The 13,021-nt window shown below is 56.6% G+C and carries 13 protein-coding genes and 1 pseudogene; 3 read left to right on the top strand and 11 right to left on the bottom strand.

Annotation, left to right across the window (positions count from 1 at the left end):
- Positions 1-65 precede the first annotated feature (65 nt).
- Together ubiA and PSH64_RS29835 are read right to left on the bottom strand one after the other, a co-directional pair.
- The gene (gene ubiA / locus PSH64_RS29840) at positions 66-956 is read right to left on the bottom strand and encodes a 4-hydroxybenzoate octaprenyltransferase (protein ID WP_018927398.1); all 891 of its coding nucleotides are present in this window, start codon (positions 954-956) and stop codon (positions 66-68) included.
- Positions 956-1,519 carry a chorismate lyase gene (locus PSH64_RS29835; RefSeq protein ID WP_305479415.1) on the bottom strand — a complete coding sequence of 188 codons (564 nt, stop codon included), beginning with the start codon at positions 1,517-1,519 and terminating at the stop codon, positions 956-958. Before PSH64_RS29835 ends, ubiA begins: the two co-directional genes overlap by 1 nt.
- Before the next feature lie 199 nt (positions 1,520-1,718).
- On the opposite strand from PSH64_RS29835, the gene PSH64_RS29830 reads away from it, so the two are divergent.
- From PSH64_RS29830 to PSH64_RS29820, 3 genes are all read left to right on the top strand, one after another.
- Positions 1,719-1,886: a rubredoxin gene (locus tag PSH64_RS29830; RefSeq protein WP_105342418.1), complete on the top strand. Its 168-nt coding sequence runs from the start codon at positions 1,719-1,721 to the stop codon at positions 1,884-1,886.
- An 18-nt stretch (positions 1,887-1,904) separates the two neighbouring features.
- The gene (locus PSH64_RS29825) at positions 1,905-3,053 is read left to right on the top strand and encodes an NAD(P)/FAD-dependent oxidoreductase (protein WP_105342417.1); all 1,149 of its coding nucleotides are present in this window, start codon (positions 1,905-1,907) and stop codon (positions 3,051-3,053) included.
- Positions 3,054-3,245: 192 nt separating this feature from the next.
- A complete protein-coding gene (locus tag PSH64_RS29820) occupies positions 3,246-3,521 on the top strand; it encodes an HU family DNA-binding protein (RefSeq protein WP_003213368.1) in 276 nt (91 codons plus the stop codon).
- Positions 3,522-3,609: 88 nt separating this feature from the next.
- Here the strand turns inward: PSH64_RS29820 and PSH64_RS29815 are convergent, their stop codons facing one another.
- The 9 genes and pseudogenes from PSH64_RS29815 to PSH64_RS29775 all read right to left on the bottom strand — a co-directional run bounded on the left by PSH64_RS29815 (position 3,610) and on the right by PSH64_RS29775 (position 13,009).
- Positions 3,610-4,005: a DUF6124 family protein gene (locus tag PSH64_RS29815; RefSeq protein WP_105342780.1), complete on the bottom strand. Its 396-nt coding sequence runs from the start codon at positions 4,003-4,005 to the stop codon at positions 3,610-3,612.
- Between the two features lie 580 nt (positions 4,006-4,585).
- On the bottom strand, positions 4,586-5,197 hold the full coding sequence (locus tag PSH64_RS29810) for an imm11 family protein (RefSeq protein WP_105342416.1): 612 nt from the start codon (positions 5,195-5,197) through the stop codon (positions 4,586-4,588).
- Between the two features lie 11 nt (positions 5,198-5,208).
- Positions 5,209-5,544 (bottom strand): AHH domain-containing protein, encoded by a 336-nt coding sequence (locus PSH64_RS30580; protein ID WP_370694488.1) that lies wholly within the window; start codon positions 5,542-5,544, stop codon positions 5,209-5,211.
- Between the two features lie 72 nt (positions 5,545-5,616).
- Positions 5,617-6,088: pseudogene (locus PSH64_RS29800) on the bottom strand (RHS repeat-associated core domain-containing protein); the annotation flags it as partial.
- 74 nt (positions 6,089-6,162) lie between these two features.
- A complete protein-coding gene (locus tag PSH64_RS29795) occupies positions 6,163-6,597 on the bottom strand; it encodes a hypothetical protein (protein WP_305479414.1) in 435 nt (144 codons plus the stop codon).
- A 163-nt stretch (positions 6,598-6,760) separates the two neighbouring features.
- Positions 6,761-7,231: an SMI1/KNR4 family protein gene (locus PSH64_RS29790; RefSeq protein ID WP_244914215.1), complete on the bottom strand. Its 471-nt coding sequence runs from the start codon at positions 7,229-7,231 to the stop codon at positions 6,761-6,763.
- Positions 7,232-7,308: 77 nt separating this feature from the next.
- On the bottom strand, positions 7,309-7,938 hold the full coding sequence (locus tag PSH64_RS29785) for a hypothetical protein (RefSeq protein ID WP_105342412.1): 630 nt from the start codon (positions 7,936-7,938) through the stop codon (positions 7,309-7,311).
- 245 nt (positions 7,939-8,183) lie between these two features.
- Positions 8,184-8,591: an SMI1/KNR4 family protein gene (locus PSH64_RS29780; RefSeq protein WP_105342410.1), complete on the bottom strand. Its 408-nt coding sequence runs from the start codon at positions 8,589-8,591 to the stop codon at positions 8,184-8,186.
- Entirely contained in the window at positions 8,582-13,009 is a 4,428-nt protein-coding gene (locus PSH64_RS29775) for an RHS repeat-associated core domain-containing protein (RefSeq protein ID WP_305479413.1), read from the bottom strand. Before PSH64_RS29775 ends, PSH64_RS29780 begins: the two co-directional genes overlap by 10 nt.
- Between the last annotated feature and the right edge of the window lie 12 nt (positions 13,010-13,021).

Below are 13,021 nucleotides of genomic sequence, written 5' to 3'. Positions count from 1 at the left end.
TTCGCAGCCTGCAGTCGCTCCATCCCCCTGTTGGAGCTTGCACAGGCTGCGATCTTTTCCAATGGTCAACGCAACGCGTAATCCAGCACAATCCCCACAAATATCGCCAACCCCGCCCAGTGGTTATGCAAAAACGCCTGGAAGCAACGCATCCGGTCTTTGCTGCGGGTGTACCAGAACTCCCACGCAAAGCAGCCTGCCGCCACCAGCAACCCAAGGTGGAACCAGCCACCAAGATGGAATTTCGAGCCAGCCAGCAACAGGCAGCCCAGCGCCAGGCCTTGCAAGGTCAGAATGATCACCCGGTCGGCATCGCCAAACAGGATCGCGGTGGATTTCACCCCGATCTTCAGGTCATCGTCGCGGTCGGTCATGGCGTAATAGGTGTCGTAGCCCACGGTCCACAGCAAGTTGGCGATCCACAGCAACCAGGCTGTCGCCGGCAACTCACCGGTCTCGGCAGTGAACGCCATTGGCATGCCCCAGGAGAACGCCGCGCCCAGCACCACTTGAGGGTAATAGGTGTAACGCTTCATGAACGGATACGTGAAGGCCAGGGCCAAACCGCCCAGCGACAGCCAGACAGTCGCCGCGTTGGTGCACAGCACCAGCAAGAAGCTCACGCCCATCAGCACCGCGAAGAACACCAAGGCTTCTTTGGAGCTGATCTTGCCGCTCACCAGCGGCCGTTGCTCGGTGCGTTTCACATGGCCATCGACCTTGCGGTCCGCCCAGTCGTTGATCACGCAACCGCCGGCACGGGTCAGTACCACACCGAGCACGAAAATCACGATATTGGCCAGTGACGGCGAACCTTCACCGGCAATCCACAGTGCCCACAGTGTCGGCCACAGCAGCAAGTAAATGCCGATCGGCTTGTCCATGCGGGTCAGCTGAATGAAATCCCAGGCCCGAGGATTCACTCGGTTCAGAGACTTGAGCAGGTTCTGGTACATCAGCAGTTCTCCGGATGCGCGCGGGCGGCGCTCCACAGGGTCGGCAGGAAAACCTCGGCCACCAGCACGCTCAGGGCGCAACGGTCGAAACGCGAGCGCCGGCCCCACAGTTCAGGCGCCTGAGCCTCCATCGGCAACCAGGCTTGAGGATAATGACAAACCTCGATGGCCCGGCGCTGAAACGCCCGATCGCAAAACAGCAATTCGCCCAGAGAGCGGCTGCCCAGCTCATCCATATGCAATCCGTCGCCCTGCAGCGCGCTACGCGCCGCTACGCTGCGGGCAAACACCCAGGCTTCACCGTGGCCGCGCAGATACACCTCGCGCACCCAGCCTTCGCTGCCTTCAGCCAGCTCCAGCGCGGCACATTCGTCGGCGCGCAGCGATTGCCAGCCTTCGAACAATGGCGTGACGCTGAAACCGTCATTCGACAAACGGGTCAGGCGTCGGGTCAGCGACCCTTCATCGAACAGCCAATCGAGCGTAGACGTGTCGGGGAGGGGCGTCACTTGGCTTCGAGGGAGCCAGAGTGGCGTCGGGGAAGGGGCTTTTGAGTGCGGCACAGTGAGTCATTATTGGCAGCAAATGAGGCGGCGAGCTTACCATGGCAGGCGGCGAGTTTGATTGATCCGGCCTGCCGTTGCGCCGAACAGGCTTGCATCTGACGGGCCTGATCAGTACAAAACGCCCTGAGCCGGACGGCAACGCTTCACTATCGACCGTTTGCGCCGGCAAAAGCCTGAATTCCGAGGAAGTACCTGAATGAAAAAGTGGCAATGTGTGGTCTGCGGCCTGGTCTATAACGAAGCCGAAGGCTGGCCGGACGACGGTATTGCGGCGGGCACACCGTGGCAGGACGTGCCGGAAGACTGGCTGTGCCCGGACTGTGGCGTGGGCAAAATGGATTTTGAAATGATTGAAATCAACTAAGCATCCAAGGAGTAAGGAATGAACACACCTGTCGTGATCGTCGGCACTGGGCTGGCTGGCTACAACCTGGCCCGGGAGTTTCGCAAGCTCGATGGCGAAACCCCGCTGCTGTTGATTACCGCAGATGACGGGCGCTCCTACTCCAAGCCGATGCTTTCCACCGGCTTTGGCAAGAATAAAGACGCCGATGGCCTGAGCATGGCCGAACCGGGCGCCATGGCCGAGCAATTGAAGGCCGAAGTGCGCACCCACACGCGTATCAGCGGCATCGATCCGGGCCACAAGCGCCTGTGGATCGGCGAAGAATCGGTGATCTACCGTGACTTGATCCTGGCCTGGGGCGCGGAAACCGTGCGGGTGCCGATCGAAGGCGACGCGGCCGACGCGGTTTTCCCGATCAACGACCTTGAAGACTATGCACGTTTTCGCGCGGCCGCGGCCGGCAAGCGTCGGGTGTTGCTGCTGGGCGCCGGTTTGATCGGCTGTGAATTCGCCAATGACCTGATTCTCGGTGGCTACGAAGTACAACTGGTTGCTCCCTGCGAACAAGTCATGCCGACCTTGCTGCACCCGGCCGCGGCCGCTGCGGTCCAGGCCGGCCTGGAAAGCCTCGGCGCACGCTTCCACCTCGGGCCGGTGCTCAATCGCTTGCAGCGCGTGGCTGACGGCCTGGAAGCGCATCTGTCCGACGGTCAGGTCATTCCTTGCGACGTAGTGGTTTCGGCTGTCGGTCTGCGTCCGCGCATCGACCTGGCGGCCGCTGCCGGGGTGCAGGTCAATCGTGGTGTGGTGGTTGACCGTCACCTGAAAACCTCTCACGCCAACATCTACGCCCTGGGCGACTGCGCCGAGGTCGATGGGCTGAATCTGTTGTACGTCATGCCCCTCATGAGCTGTGCGAGAGCGCTGGCCCAAACCCTCGCCGGAAACCCGACGGTGGTGAGCTATGGCCCGATGCCGATCACCGTGAAAACCCCGGTCTGCCCATTGGTGGTTTCACCGCCACCACGGGGCGCGGAGGGCGTCTGGACGGTCGAAGGGCAGGGCGCGGACATCAAAGTGCTATGCCGCGACAGCGCCGGCAAATTACTGGGTTACGCCCTGACCGGCGCGGCGGTGATGGAAAAACTCGCCCTGAACAAAGAGCTTCCGGCCCTGTTGGCGTAAATGCCGGTCGTTCTGTCGGAATCACCCCGTTTTTGCCCCCACAAAGGTCGCGGGGAGACTGGCGCCGCTCTTGCGCGCGTGCCATCCTCATTCCCGTCTGCCGCAGAGTAGAGCACCTGCGGCGCCTTGGGCGCTGTTCCAATGAGAACAGCACGGACATAACAACAAAAAACCGTCAAAGGGGCTTCACTAATGCGTAAACCAGAACTCGCCGCTGCCATCGCGGAAAAAGCAGACCTCACCAAAGAACAGGCCAATCGCGTTCTCAACGCCGTTCTCGAAGAAATCACCGGCGCTCTGCATCGCAAGGATAGCGTCACGCTGGTGGGCTTCGGCACCTTCCTGCAACGCCATCGCGGTGCCCGTACCGGCAAGAACCCGCAAACCGGTGAGCCGGTGAAGATCAAGGCCAGCAACACTGTTGCGTTCAAGCCAGGCAAGTCGTTGAAAGACAGCGTTAATCCGTAACACGCACCGACTTCCCGCACAGCGGGCGAGCGGGATAAAAAATGGGCACGCCAACGAGGTTGGGTGCCCATTTTTTCTGTCTGGCGGATCAGCCGACTCGGCTTTGTTTCCTGGCGAGAATCGCTGCTATTTCCGGCTCATTCAGGTGATCCAGCGCGCGCTCTACCAACAAATGCACCCCGTCGGCCAGGCGGCTGAGCGACAGGGCTACGGAGCGGCGTGAACCGTCCACGTCGTCGGCGAGGTCGGCGGCGATGGCGCTGATGGACAAGATATCTTCCGAGGCATTGGCGAGGAGGGCTTCAGTGTTGACGCCCGGGCAGACGCTGAAGAGTTGGCCTTTGCGTTTCGGTGGTTTTGGTTCGGCTGGCGGGAAGTGATGGTCGAGGGCGCGCTCGGCGGCATCGTTGAGTTTTTTTGAATCAGGGCTTTCGTATGGGGAGACCGGATCGGTGTCCGGTGGGTTAGGTGTAACTTTGAACATGATCTTCAATTCCATGAGTGATGCTGACACCCCTTCGCCGACTAAACGAAGGGGTGGCGGCTGTACGCAGGTTAGTCGGACCGGGGAATTGAAGAAGCCGGCGCACCCAAAGGTGCCCTACGCACAGCCACCATCAAAATGCAGGTAGCAAGTACCTGTCTGACGGACGCTTGTACAACTTCAATTACCAGCGGGCGACTAAACCCGACCACTGACGATCAGTGACACGAATTAAGTTACCGACCGACCCCAAAGCGCACAAGCCGGCGGATTCTGGCGTAGCCGTAGGCAACGACGCAAGGTGTTGTAGCTTTCACGACGTTACCTACAAGGCTTTTAAACAAGCACTGTCAGGCATTGGCGTGGGACCGACTGGAAAACCATTTTCGATCGGGGTTGGGGTTGCCTACGTAATCGCCAGGTAGAAAGCATTAGTACTTCCTTGTTGATTTGGCGACTGACCGAATGGCGAGGGAACATGATGAGTGCGAGCTGGAAAAATGGGCACGCCGACTGGGTCGGGTGCCCATTTTTTGTAGGCGTTGATTGACGCTTTTAACGAATGCCTTCCACTAGTAGATCACGCTTGGTTTTTATAGGGGGTGAATGAGCGCTCGGCGGTGTAGAAGCCTAGCCCTTTGTCGCTTTTGAATTTCTGTTCGATCATGGCATCAGCCAACTCTTGGGAAATCAAAAGATCTCCCGAGTCACGCTCGCGTGCAATTGCGCCCATTTCCGCGGCGTTATCATGAAGCCAAATTTCATTGAAGTAGAGTATTGAGCCATTGTCAGAGAGCTCTGCTACCGACTTGCTGTGATCAACCGCACTTATCGCCTGGGCAGCATTGACAACGTAATAGACTTCGCTCACTTGCTCCCCGTCCGCAGCAATACTTGTGGGTGGCAAGAGCTCAATAGAGTGACCGGCGTTCTGTACGAGGAAATCCGCTAACCGCTGGCTCACCAAAGGAATGTCGCCTAATAGCCATAAGCAGTCGTAAGTCAGCAATTTTTTCTTTTTGCATGGAAAAAATATTTTGGGTTTATCCATGTCGACAGGGTAAGGCTCACCTGTCAGGAGTGACAGATAGTCAAAGTTCGATCCTGCCGTTTCATAGGAGCCGCGCTCCGCATCGTATGACCCGATCAATTTATCGTTGTAATAGATAGGGGCTTTCCAGCTTAAGATCATTTCTGGATCTCCTAATTGTAATGAGCGCCAGGGCGTGCATTTTGATTCAATTGCCTTTCGCCTGAGCGGAGTAATTTGCGCTCGTTGGACACTATTTTATCCAACGCTTTGCGGTATTGGGCCTGATTCCAGTTGTTTCGTTTGCCGATTATTTCCACTTGGTCCATTTTGCTTCCAAGGTTTCGATTGACTCTACCCGCATGGCGTCCTTGGTGGATCGATCGACGCCCATCAGTCAAAGCTTTGGTTTTATTGGGCAGGAATATTTTGTTCTGCCGGCTTTGCAGGTCGAACCCTGCCAATTTGAGCAGTGGGTGATTTTTCGTACTGTCGTGTTTGTCGCTCAGTATGTGATGGTCCTGATAGCCCTGCTTCTTCAGCTTGTTGATTCGTTTGTTAATGGATGACGAGCAACTTCATCCCAACGGGTCCACCCACTCGAGTGGGTTGGCCGCATACAGATAAAGATTGATTCCCCCCCGCCAACCCAATCGGATCCGGCGTAGTAAACCGCCCCACATCCGGATCATAAAACCTGAACGTATTGAAATGCAGCCCCGTCTCCCGGTCCAGGTACTGCCCCTGAAACCGCAGGTTCTGCTCTTCAATGTAATACGGCTCGCGCACCTCTTCTAACGTGTTGCCCCACACCCGATAACTCGCCTGCCAGACGTTGTGGCCGTCCGCCTCGGTGAGCTGTTCCGGCAGGCCGTTGAGGTCGTTGTGGTAATAGCGGATTTTTTGCAGTGGGCCGGTGCCGTCGACACGGGCCAGCGGTTCGTAACCTTCGTCTTCGTAGAGGTAGAGGCTGGTTTGCTGATGGCGATGTTCCTGCAACAGGCGCAGGCCGTCCCAAGTGAAGCGGGTTTCGCCGAGTGGGTAGCCGTTGCTTTTTCATCCATAAACCTCGATCGGCATCCTGCTCGGTTTCTCCGACGCATTGGTCCTAGAGTCCCCGGCCTTGCTCAGGCTTTTTTCTCTAAATAGAATTTCAGATATTTTTTTGGTCTTTCTTGAAAGGCTCGCGCCTTACCGAAGCTATAAGCATCGTCAAAGTATTTATAAGCCTGTGAATAATCTTCCAGTTCAAAGTAGACCATTCCCAAGTTGATCAACGGACCTGTATCGATATCTGACTTTCGGCCATCCAGGGTCTTTTGTGCCCAATCTTTAGCGGCCTCGAAGTCACCGTTGTCGAAGTGCAGGTTGAAAAAAGAACCTGTGACCCATGACGACAAAGGTGTCCATTCAAGTTTTGGCTCAGGAAGCAAGTCCCATGCTTTTTGGTACAAGGCCTGGGCTTCATTTTTTTTGTTTTGCTCATCGAGCTCATTGCCCGAGGCCATGATGGCCATTAACTCGTCTGCCAGTTTGGGGTTTTCATTGGCTAAGTCTTTCATATGATAGCTCTGCATTTATGGTAGACGTCCTGCTTAATACTTGATCGCTGTAAGTGGCGTCAGATTTCTAATAGCCTACTCTAGGATTTCTATTGCAGTTTCCCATACAAAGGTTTGAACGGTCGTTCGACAAATTACCGTCCAAGGATATGTTTTGAATCATTCATTCCAAGTCTTCCTCATCGATTAGCCCTTGAACAAACCGGAGGAAATTCGAGCAGACGAACTTCTCGGATTGGGCCTGATTCTCTTCAGGGCTTAGGTCGCTATCAAAGCTATCAGCCGTGAAATAACTAACATCCTCCGTATCAAGATTCAGGCAAAAAAAGTTGCCACCCCAGTCGTTCGCGAAAGGCAGGAGGTGTGCAGGAAGTACCTGTTTTTTTAGCATCAACTGGTAGGTGGACAGCAGCGTGGAGTCGCCACCGGTAATTGGCTTGAATGCAGCCACTTCCAGTGGCTCGTCAAAATCTTCGCTGACCCAATAGGTCCGCTCCGGTACGCCACCGTTGTGCTTGAGGTAATGGTTTCTAAAGGGCGTCGGTAGCTTCTTGCCAATGGCGGATTCCAGATGATCCAGATCCGCTGGCGTAATGGCCGCTTCGTCATTTGAGAATGTATTTTCAAGCATCATTAATCTCCACCAGCAGCTTTTTCACCTTACTAAGGACCAACAGCTACTGTCGATCTTGGTGAATAGTTCCTTGCGGGCTACTTGTTACCTGTCCCCAGAATTTTATTTGCCAAAGCCAAATCAAATTGTTTGTTTCCGAATATTGATTTGGTTGCAAGGACTTTTTTGAAGACGTCTGAGTCCAGGCTCAGGTCATTTTTTTGCGCTGCAAATAATGCGGCTAGGAAGGGGTACGCATAGTTGTCAGGTTCTGCCAATATGTCGTCAATTAATGAGGGCGTGCCAAGGATGCAGTTCTCTGCCTTTGACAGGTAAAATTTTATCAGTCGTTCGTTTATTTTTTGTACTGTTGCGTTTATTTCATCAGGTGGTGGAGTTCTAATGATGCCGCCCAGCTCGTCACCAAACTGTTTTGTTTCTTCCGATAATGAACTTTTCGACAAAAAAGATGAGTTCAATAGTCGGCTCTGATAGGGCGGTGATTGGTTTATGCAGAAGCTAAATGCCTCGCATGTATAAACCTCCAGACCCGCATAGTAGCCGTTGGCCTTGGTCAAGTGTTGTATGTAAATCTCCCCGAGCTTTTCCTTGGAGATAAATAGGCCAAGTTTGTTTTTGCTTGCTTTCAGGTCCAAGTGAGACGACGTTATCTTTTTTAGCCCTACCAGAAATTCAACTTCCAAGCTTTTCCGAATTTCTATGCTCATTATGTTCACTTGTAGATAGACCCCGAATCAAGGTTCAGGCAAAAGAAATTGCCGCCCCAGCCATTCGCGAAATGGTAGAAGCTGCGCAGAAACCGTAATAAGCACCGGCTGTCATCAGGTTGGCGGCGAGGTCGTACTCGAAATGCTTTCGCACGGTAGCCGGCATCATTGACGGTTGGCTGGTGTGTTCGGCATTGTCGCGTAGCGACCATTGCGGCAGGTAAACCGATCTTCGTATTGGTTATTCAGCCTGTGAGTTCGGCAATGAATTCTTCAAATGAGCTGCATACAAATGCCAGCTCTTTTTCATCCATCAAAAAAAGGTAGATGTTTCCATAGTCATCATCCTTGACTGACAGAAGGAAAGAGTTCCCGCCTTGATCGTAGGCAAAGGGGATCATTTCTTTCAATGACGGAATATCATCAGTTAAATCATCATGAACAACTTCAATGGGAACTTCGCCGTATTTGATTGGTGTGAAGCCGCCCAACAAAAACTCGTTGTCGCTTTTACTCTCAGGTAAATAGCCCCCATTGTTCCTTAGATAAAACTCTTTAAAGGCTGTTGGTAATGGCACGCTGAATTTTTTTTCGAATTCATTCAGGTCCTGCACGGAGAGGGCATGTTCGGACTCTTCGAGGGTCAACCGCATTTTAGCGCTCCTTTTGTTTTGCTCTTGAAACGAGCTGGGTGAGTATAGGCCTTGCCTGTAGCAGCCTTGTATTGGGCTACGCCGCCATTGTGGCTTATGCCACTGTGGGCGTTTTGCTTGATGAGCTGCATAGTGCCTTTGTTGGTCTTGGGATCGTAATCATCCAAGTGATGCCAGACATGACCGGCCGGCGTTGTTTTTTGACTCAACTTGGCCGCCTTGTTTGCGGCCTCGAAGTCTTTGCCATAGTCACCAGTGTATTCAATTCTGACGATTGGATTAACGCCGGGCTTCTTGTTGTAAAGAGCATTACTTTCTGAGTAGTCGAGACCTCCGCCGGGGGTCTTTGTAACGCCTGTGTAGCCGCGGTCTTTCAGTTTTACCAGCGGGTCGACGGCAAGGCCCAGAGGGTCAGCATAGCCGATAGGGTTGGGTGCGTAAGAGTAAAAATTAAGGCCTCCGGCCAGGCCTATCGGATCTGGTGTCGTAAAGCGACCAACGTCAGGATCGTAGAACCGTAGGACGTTGTAGTGCAATCCGATTTCACGGTCGAGGTACTGTCCCTGGAATCTCAGGTTTTGTTCTTCGATGAAGTAGGGTTCACGGACTTCCTGGATGGTGTTGCCCCACACCGCAAAACAAGCTTGCCAGACGCTATGTCCGTCGTCCTCTGTGAGCTGTTCCGGCAGGCCGTTCAGGTCGTTGTGGTAATAACGGACTTTCTGATGAGCGCCCTGTCCATCAATTCGTGCAAGTGGTTCATAGGTGTTGCCTGCATAAAGATAGAGGCTGGTCTGGCTGTACCGACTCTCCTGCAACAAGCGCATTCCATCCCAAATAAAACGAGTCTTGGAGAGCGGCCGGTTGTCAGAGGTGTATTCGGTTTTCTCTATACGACGGCCCAGTGGGTCGTATTTCATCCGCACAACGGTTTGGTGAATGCCGTTTTGATTCTGCACTTCAACCAAACGATTATCTGCGTTGTAGAAGAAATGTTGGGTTCCGCGATTGGTGCTGCGCTTCTCAACGACTCGGCCAAAGGCGTCGTAGCGATAACGCTTGTCCTGATAGGTCAGCAGTTTGTTGTGCACCACCAACCCGGCGCCGGGTTGTGGGCCGTCCAGCAGGTTGGCGGCGGCGTCGTAGGCGAAGGTTTCGCGCTGGCCGTGCAGGCTGTCCTGGCTGGCGATGATGCGGCCGGTGGCGTCGTAGTGCAGCAGTTGGCGGTGTTGCGCGGCGGGTTGCTGGTCGAGTTTGCCGATCAGGTTGTCGGCGGGGTCGTACTCGAAATGTTTCTGCACCGCTGCCGGCATCAGCGATGGCTGGCTGCTGTGTCGGCGTTGGCGTGAGCGTAAGCGCCCGCTGCGGTCGTATTCGCTACGAGTGCTGATCTGGCCCTGGGTGCGCAGCACTTCGCGGTGCAGGCGGTCGCGTTCGAAGTCGCTGATGACCTGGCCGTCGAGGTTGATCTGGTGCAGGTGGCCGCTGCCGTAGTACAGGCGATTGAGCCAGCGGCCGTCGGGCAGTTGGGTCTGGATGAGATTGCCGAGTTCGTCGTAGTGGTAGTGCAGGTTGCCGGCCGCGCTTTGTTCTTCGAGCAATTGACCGAGGGCGTCATAGGCGAAGCTCAAGGTTTGTGCGTTGCCGTGGTGGTCGGTGAAGGTGACAGCGGTGAGCTGGTCCAGTGAGTCGTAGGAGTAGTCGGTGCGGCCATCGTCGGTGATTTTGGCGATCAGCCGGCCAACGGCATCCCGTTCCAGCCGATGAACGATGGGAGCGGGAGGCGACTCGGGGACGACGGCCAGGCCGTTGCCATAAGGCGCCGGAACAGCCGTGACCGCCGCGACGTTATCCAGCAGGTCATAGGTGTAGCGCTTGGCACTGCCATCCAGATCCTGTTGTTCAATCAGTCGATCCCCAGCATCCCAGGCAAACCGATAACTCTCGCCATTTTCGTTGGTCAGCGCCTGCAGCCGCCCATAGCGGTCGTACCCGAACTGCACCTGCCGGCCATGGGCGTCGGTGCGTTGACGGACCTGGCCGCGACGGTTGTGTTGGTAGAGCGTGGTGTGCCCGGCCGGGTCGGTATAGCCGATCAACTGGCCGCTGACGTCGCGCTGATACTGCTCGGTGCGGCCGTCCGGCAATTGGCTGCTGAGCAACCGTCCCTGGGCGTCATAGCTGAATTGGGTGCGTTCGCCGAGGGCATCGGTGATGGTTTGCAGATAGCCCCGGTGGTCGTAGTTGAAGCGCGTCGGGTAACCCGAGCAATCGATGTGTTCCACCAGTTGGCCGAACGGGTTCCAGCGCAGCCTTTTGCTTTTGCCGGTGGCGTCGATGATCTCGACGACCTGGCCCAAGGTGTCGTAGCGGTAGCGGGTGACATGGCCCAGCGGATCGGTTTCGGCGATGCAGTTGCCGCGCTGATCGTAGCGATATTGCCATCTGTTGCCGGTGGCGTCGGTCTCCACCAGCGGCAAGGCCCAGTGCTCGAGCCATAACGTCGAGTCACTGCGGCCCAGCGGGTCGGTTTCGCCGATCAGGTTGCCGGCGTCGTCGTAGCTGTATTCATAGCGCCCGCCCAGCGGGTCGGTGGCACTGAGCAATTGGCGTTCGTCGTTCCACTCGAACTGCCAGGTCTGGCCGAGGTTGTCGGTGTACTCGGTGATCTGGTGCTGGGTGTTCCAGTGGCGAGTACTGATGCGCTGTGAGCCGTCGGTGATGCGCGTTGCACCGGCGTTCAGGTCATAGTCGAACTGGTAAGTGTCGCCTTCGTCGGTCCAGTGCCCGACCACGCGCCATTCAAGGTCTTCAACCAACGCCCATTCATAAAAGCACCGCAGCCCCGTGGGCAACTGATGCTCGACCATCCGCCGCCCGGCGTCGTATCTGAAGCGCCGTTGCACTTGGCCGGTGGCGTCGCGCACTTCGGCCAGATTGCCCATTGCGTCGTAACCGTAGCTGACGAGTATTTCGCGGTGTTGATCGGGGTACAGACGTTCCACCCGAGCCACACGACCGCCTTCTTGAATCAGCTCGACCTGCACCAGATCGAAAGTATCCCGCAGGCGCGCCAACCGTCCGGTTTCGTCATAGTCGAGGTGGATACGGTTGTCATTGCGGTCGCCCAATTGATCAAGGCGCAGCAGCGCTGTATTGCCCGGCGTCGGATTGAACAAGCGGTACATGCCGTCATCGCTTTCAATCAACAACTGCCCATTAACGTGCCGCCGAACACTCAGCCCTTCACCCGCGCTGAACACCGCACCGCCCAAGGGGATCGACCCCATATCGATGCGCCGGCCCTGCTCATCGGTGTACACCAGCGTTTCCCCACCCTCCGGATGAGGCAGGATTTCCACACAGACCTCGTAGGACACGCTCCAGCCCGCGCCGAACAACCCGTCGCGGCGTTCGTCACGGCTGTTGTAGAAGCGCTGCCAATCGATCGGCAAGATGCCCGGCAACACGAAATCCAGCTCTTCATCGCCCCCCAGCACCTTGGCCCCGGTCGCAGCATGCACCGGGTTCGACGAACCCATGGCGGCGTTGGCCATGGCGCCCATTGCGCTGCTGACGGCCATCGACGTCGCGCCGCCGATCAGCATGCACGGTAGTTTGCTGAAGAACTTGCCCTTGCCGCCCTTGAGCATCAGCAACGCGGTGACCGCCAGCCCCACGCCCGGGGTCTTGCCGCTGCGGATCTCACGCACCACCACCGAACCGCCGCCAATGGTCACGTTCGATGAGATCAGCCCGGACGATACGACCTTGGCATCGCAGGTGCTACGGTCGCCGCTGCGCACGGCGGGTTGGCCGTTGATGGTGACCTTGTCCGAGCCCTCGGCCATGAACTGCGGCGGCATCGGCGGATGCTTCATGCAGACGAGCAGGTCCAGCGGCTTGGGCACGGCGCCGGGCGCCGGAGTGGCGACGGTAGGGCGCCACATCTGCGAGAAGAAGCTCTCGGCCATGTCCAGGTAGCTGGGCTCGGCTTCGGGCTCGGGTGCCTCCAGCTCGGTGCCGGCCGGCGCAACATGGGACGGAATCGCCCCGGCGGCGCGGGCGGCGGGGATGTTGTTGGTGAGGGTGTTGGTGGAACCGGTGAGAATATTCGCCTGCACCGTGGGCGGAAACAGCGCATTGCTGAAGCTCTCGCACAGGTTACTCAAGCCCTTGTCGGCCCCGGTCTTGCTCATGGCAAGGCCGACGATGGTGCCCACCACCGCGCCGAGCAGGAAGCAGCCGAGGCCGCCGGTGGCGACAGTGATGCCCGTGGCCGCCACCACGGCAGCCGTCGCCACCGCGGTGATCGCGATGTTCGCTGCCACCTCCAGCACGCCGCCAAGAATGTCGGCCATCATCGAGGTGTGGTCGAGGGCATCGCCCAGCCGGGCGGCCCAGAGTGCGTCAGACATGCGGGATGTTAA

Origin of the sequence: Pseudomonas sp. FP1742, from assembly GCF_030687145.1 — a bacterium.
GTDB lineage: Bacteria > Pseudomonadota > Gammaproteobacteria > Pseudomonadales > Pseudomonadaceae > Aquipseudomonas > Aquipseudomonas frederiksbergensis_D.
The sequence above is the reverse complement of the archived record's forward strand: the minus strand, read 5'-3'. Positions and strand labels throughout refer to the sequence as shown.

What these genes read in the sequence shown, in the direction of transcription:
- ubiA (WP_018927398.1), bottom strand. Translation starts at nt 956, where the DNA reads ATGTACCAGAACCTGCTCAAGTCTCTGAACCGAGTGAATCCTCGGGCC.
- PSH64_RS29830 (WP_105342418.1), top strand. Translation starts at nt 1,719, where the DNA reads ATGAAAAAGTGGCAATGTGTGGTCTGCGGCCTGGTCTATAACGAAGCC.
- PSH64_RS29825 (WP_105342417.1), top strand. Translation starts at nt 1,905, where the DNA reads ATGAACACACCTGTCGTGATCGTCGGCACTGGGCTGGCTGGCTACAAC.
- PSH64_RS29820 (WP_003213368.1), top strand. Translation starts at nt 3,246, where the DNA reads ATGCGTAAACCAGAACTCGCCGCTGCCATCGCGGAAAAAGCAGACCTC.
- PSH64_RS29815 (WP_105342780.1), bottom strand. Translation starts at nt 4,005, where the DNA reads ATGTTCAAAGTTACACCTAACCCACCGGACACCGATCCGGTCTCCCCA.
- PSH64_RS29810 (WP_105342416.1), bottom strand. Translation starts at nt 5,197, where the DNA reads ATGATCTTAAGCTGGAAAGCCCCTATCTATTACAACGATAAATTGATC.
- PSH64_RS29795 (WP_305479414.1), bottom strand. Translation starts at nt 6,597, where the DNA reads ATGAAAGACTTAGCCAATGAAAACCCCAAACTGGCAGACGAGTTAATG.
- PSH64_RS29790 (WP_244914215.1), bottom strand. Translation starts at nt 7,231, where the DNA reads ATGATGCTTGAAAATACATTCTCAAATGACGAAGCGGCCATTACGCCA.
- PSH64_RS29785 (WP_105342412.1), bottom strand. Translation starts at nt 7,938, where the DNA reads ATGAGCATAGAAATTCGGAAAAGCTTGGAAGTTGAATTTCTGGTAGGG.
- PSH64_RS29780 (WP_105342410.1), bottom strand. Translation starts at nt 8,591, where the DNA reads ATGCGGTTGACCCTCGAAGAGTCCGAACATGCCCTCTCCGTGCAGGAC.
- PSH64_RS29775 (WP_305479413.1), bottom strand. Translation starts at nt 13,009, where the DNA reads ATGTCTGACGCACTCTGGGCCGCCCGGCTGGGCGATGCCCTCGACCAC.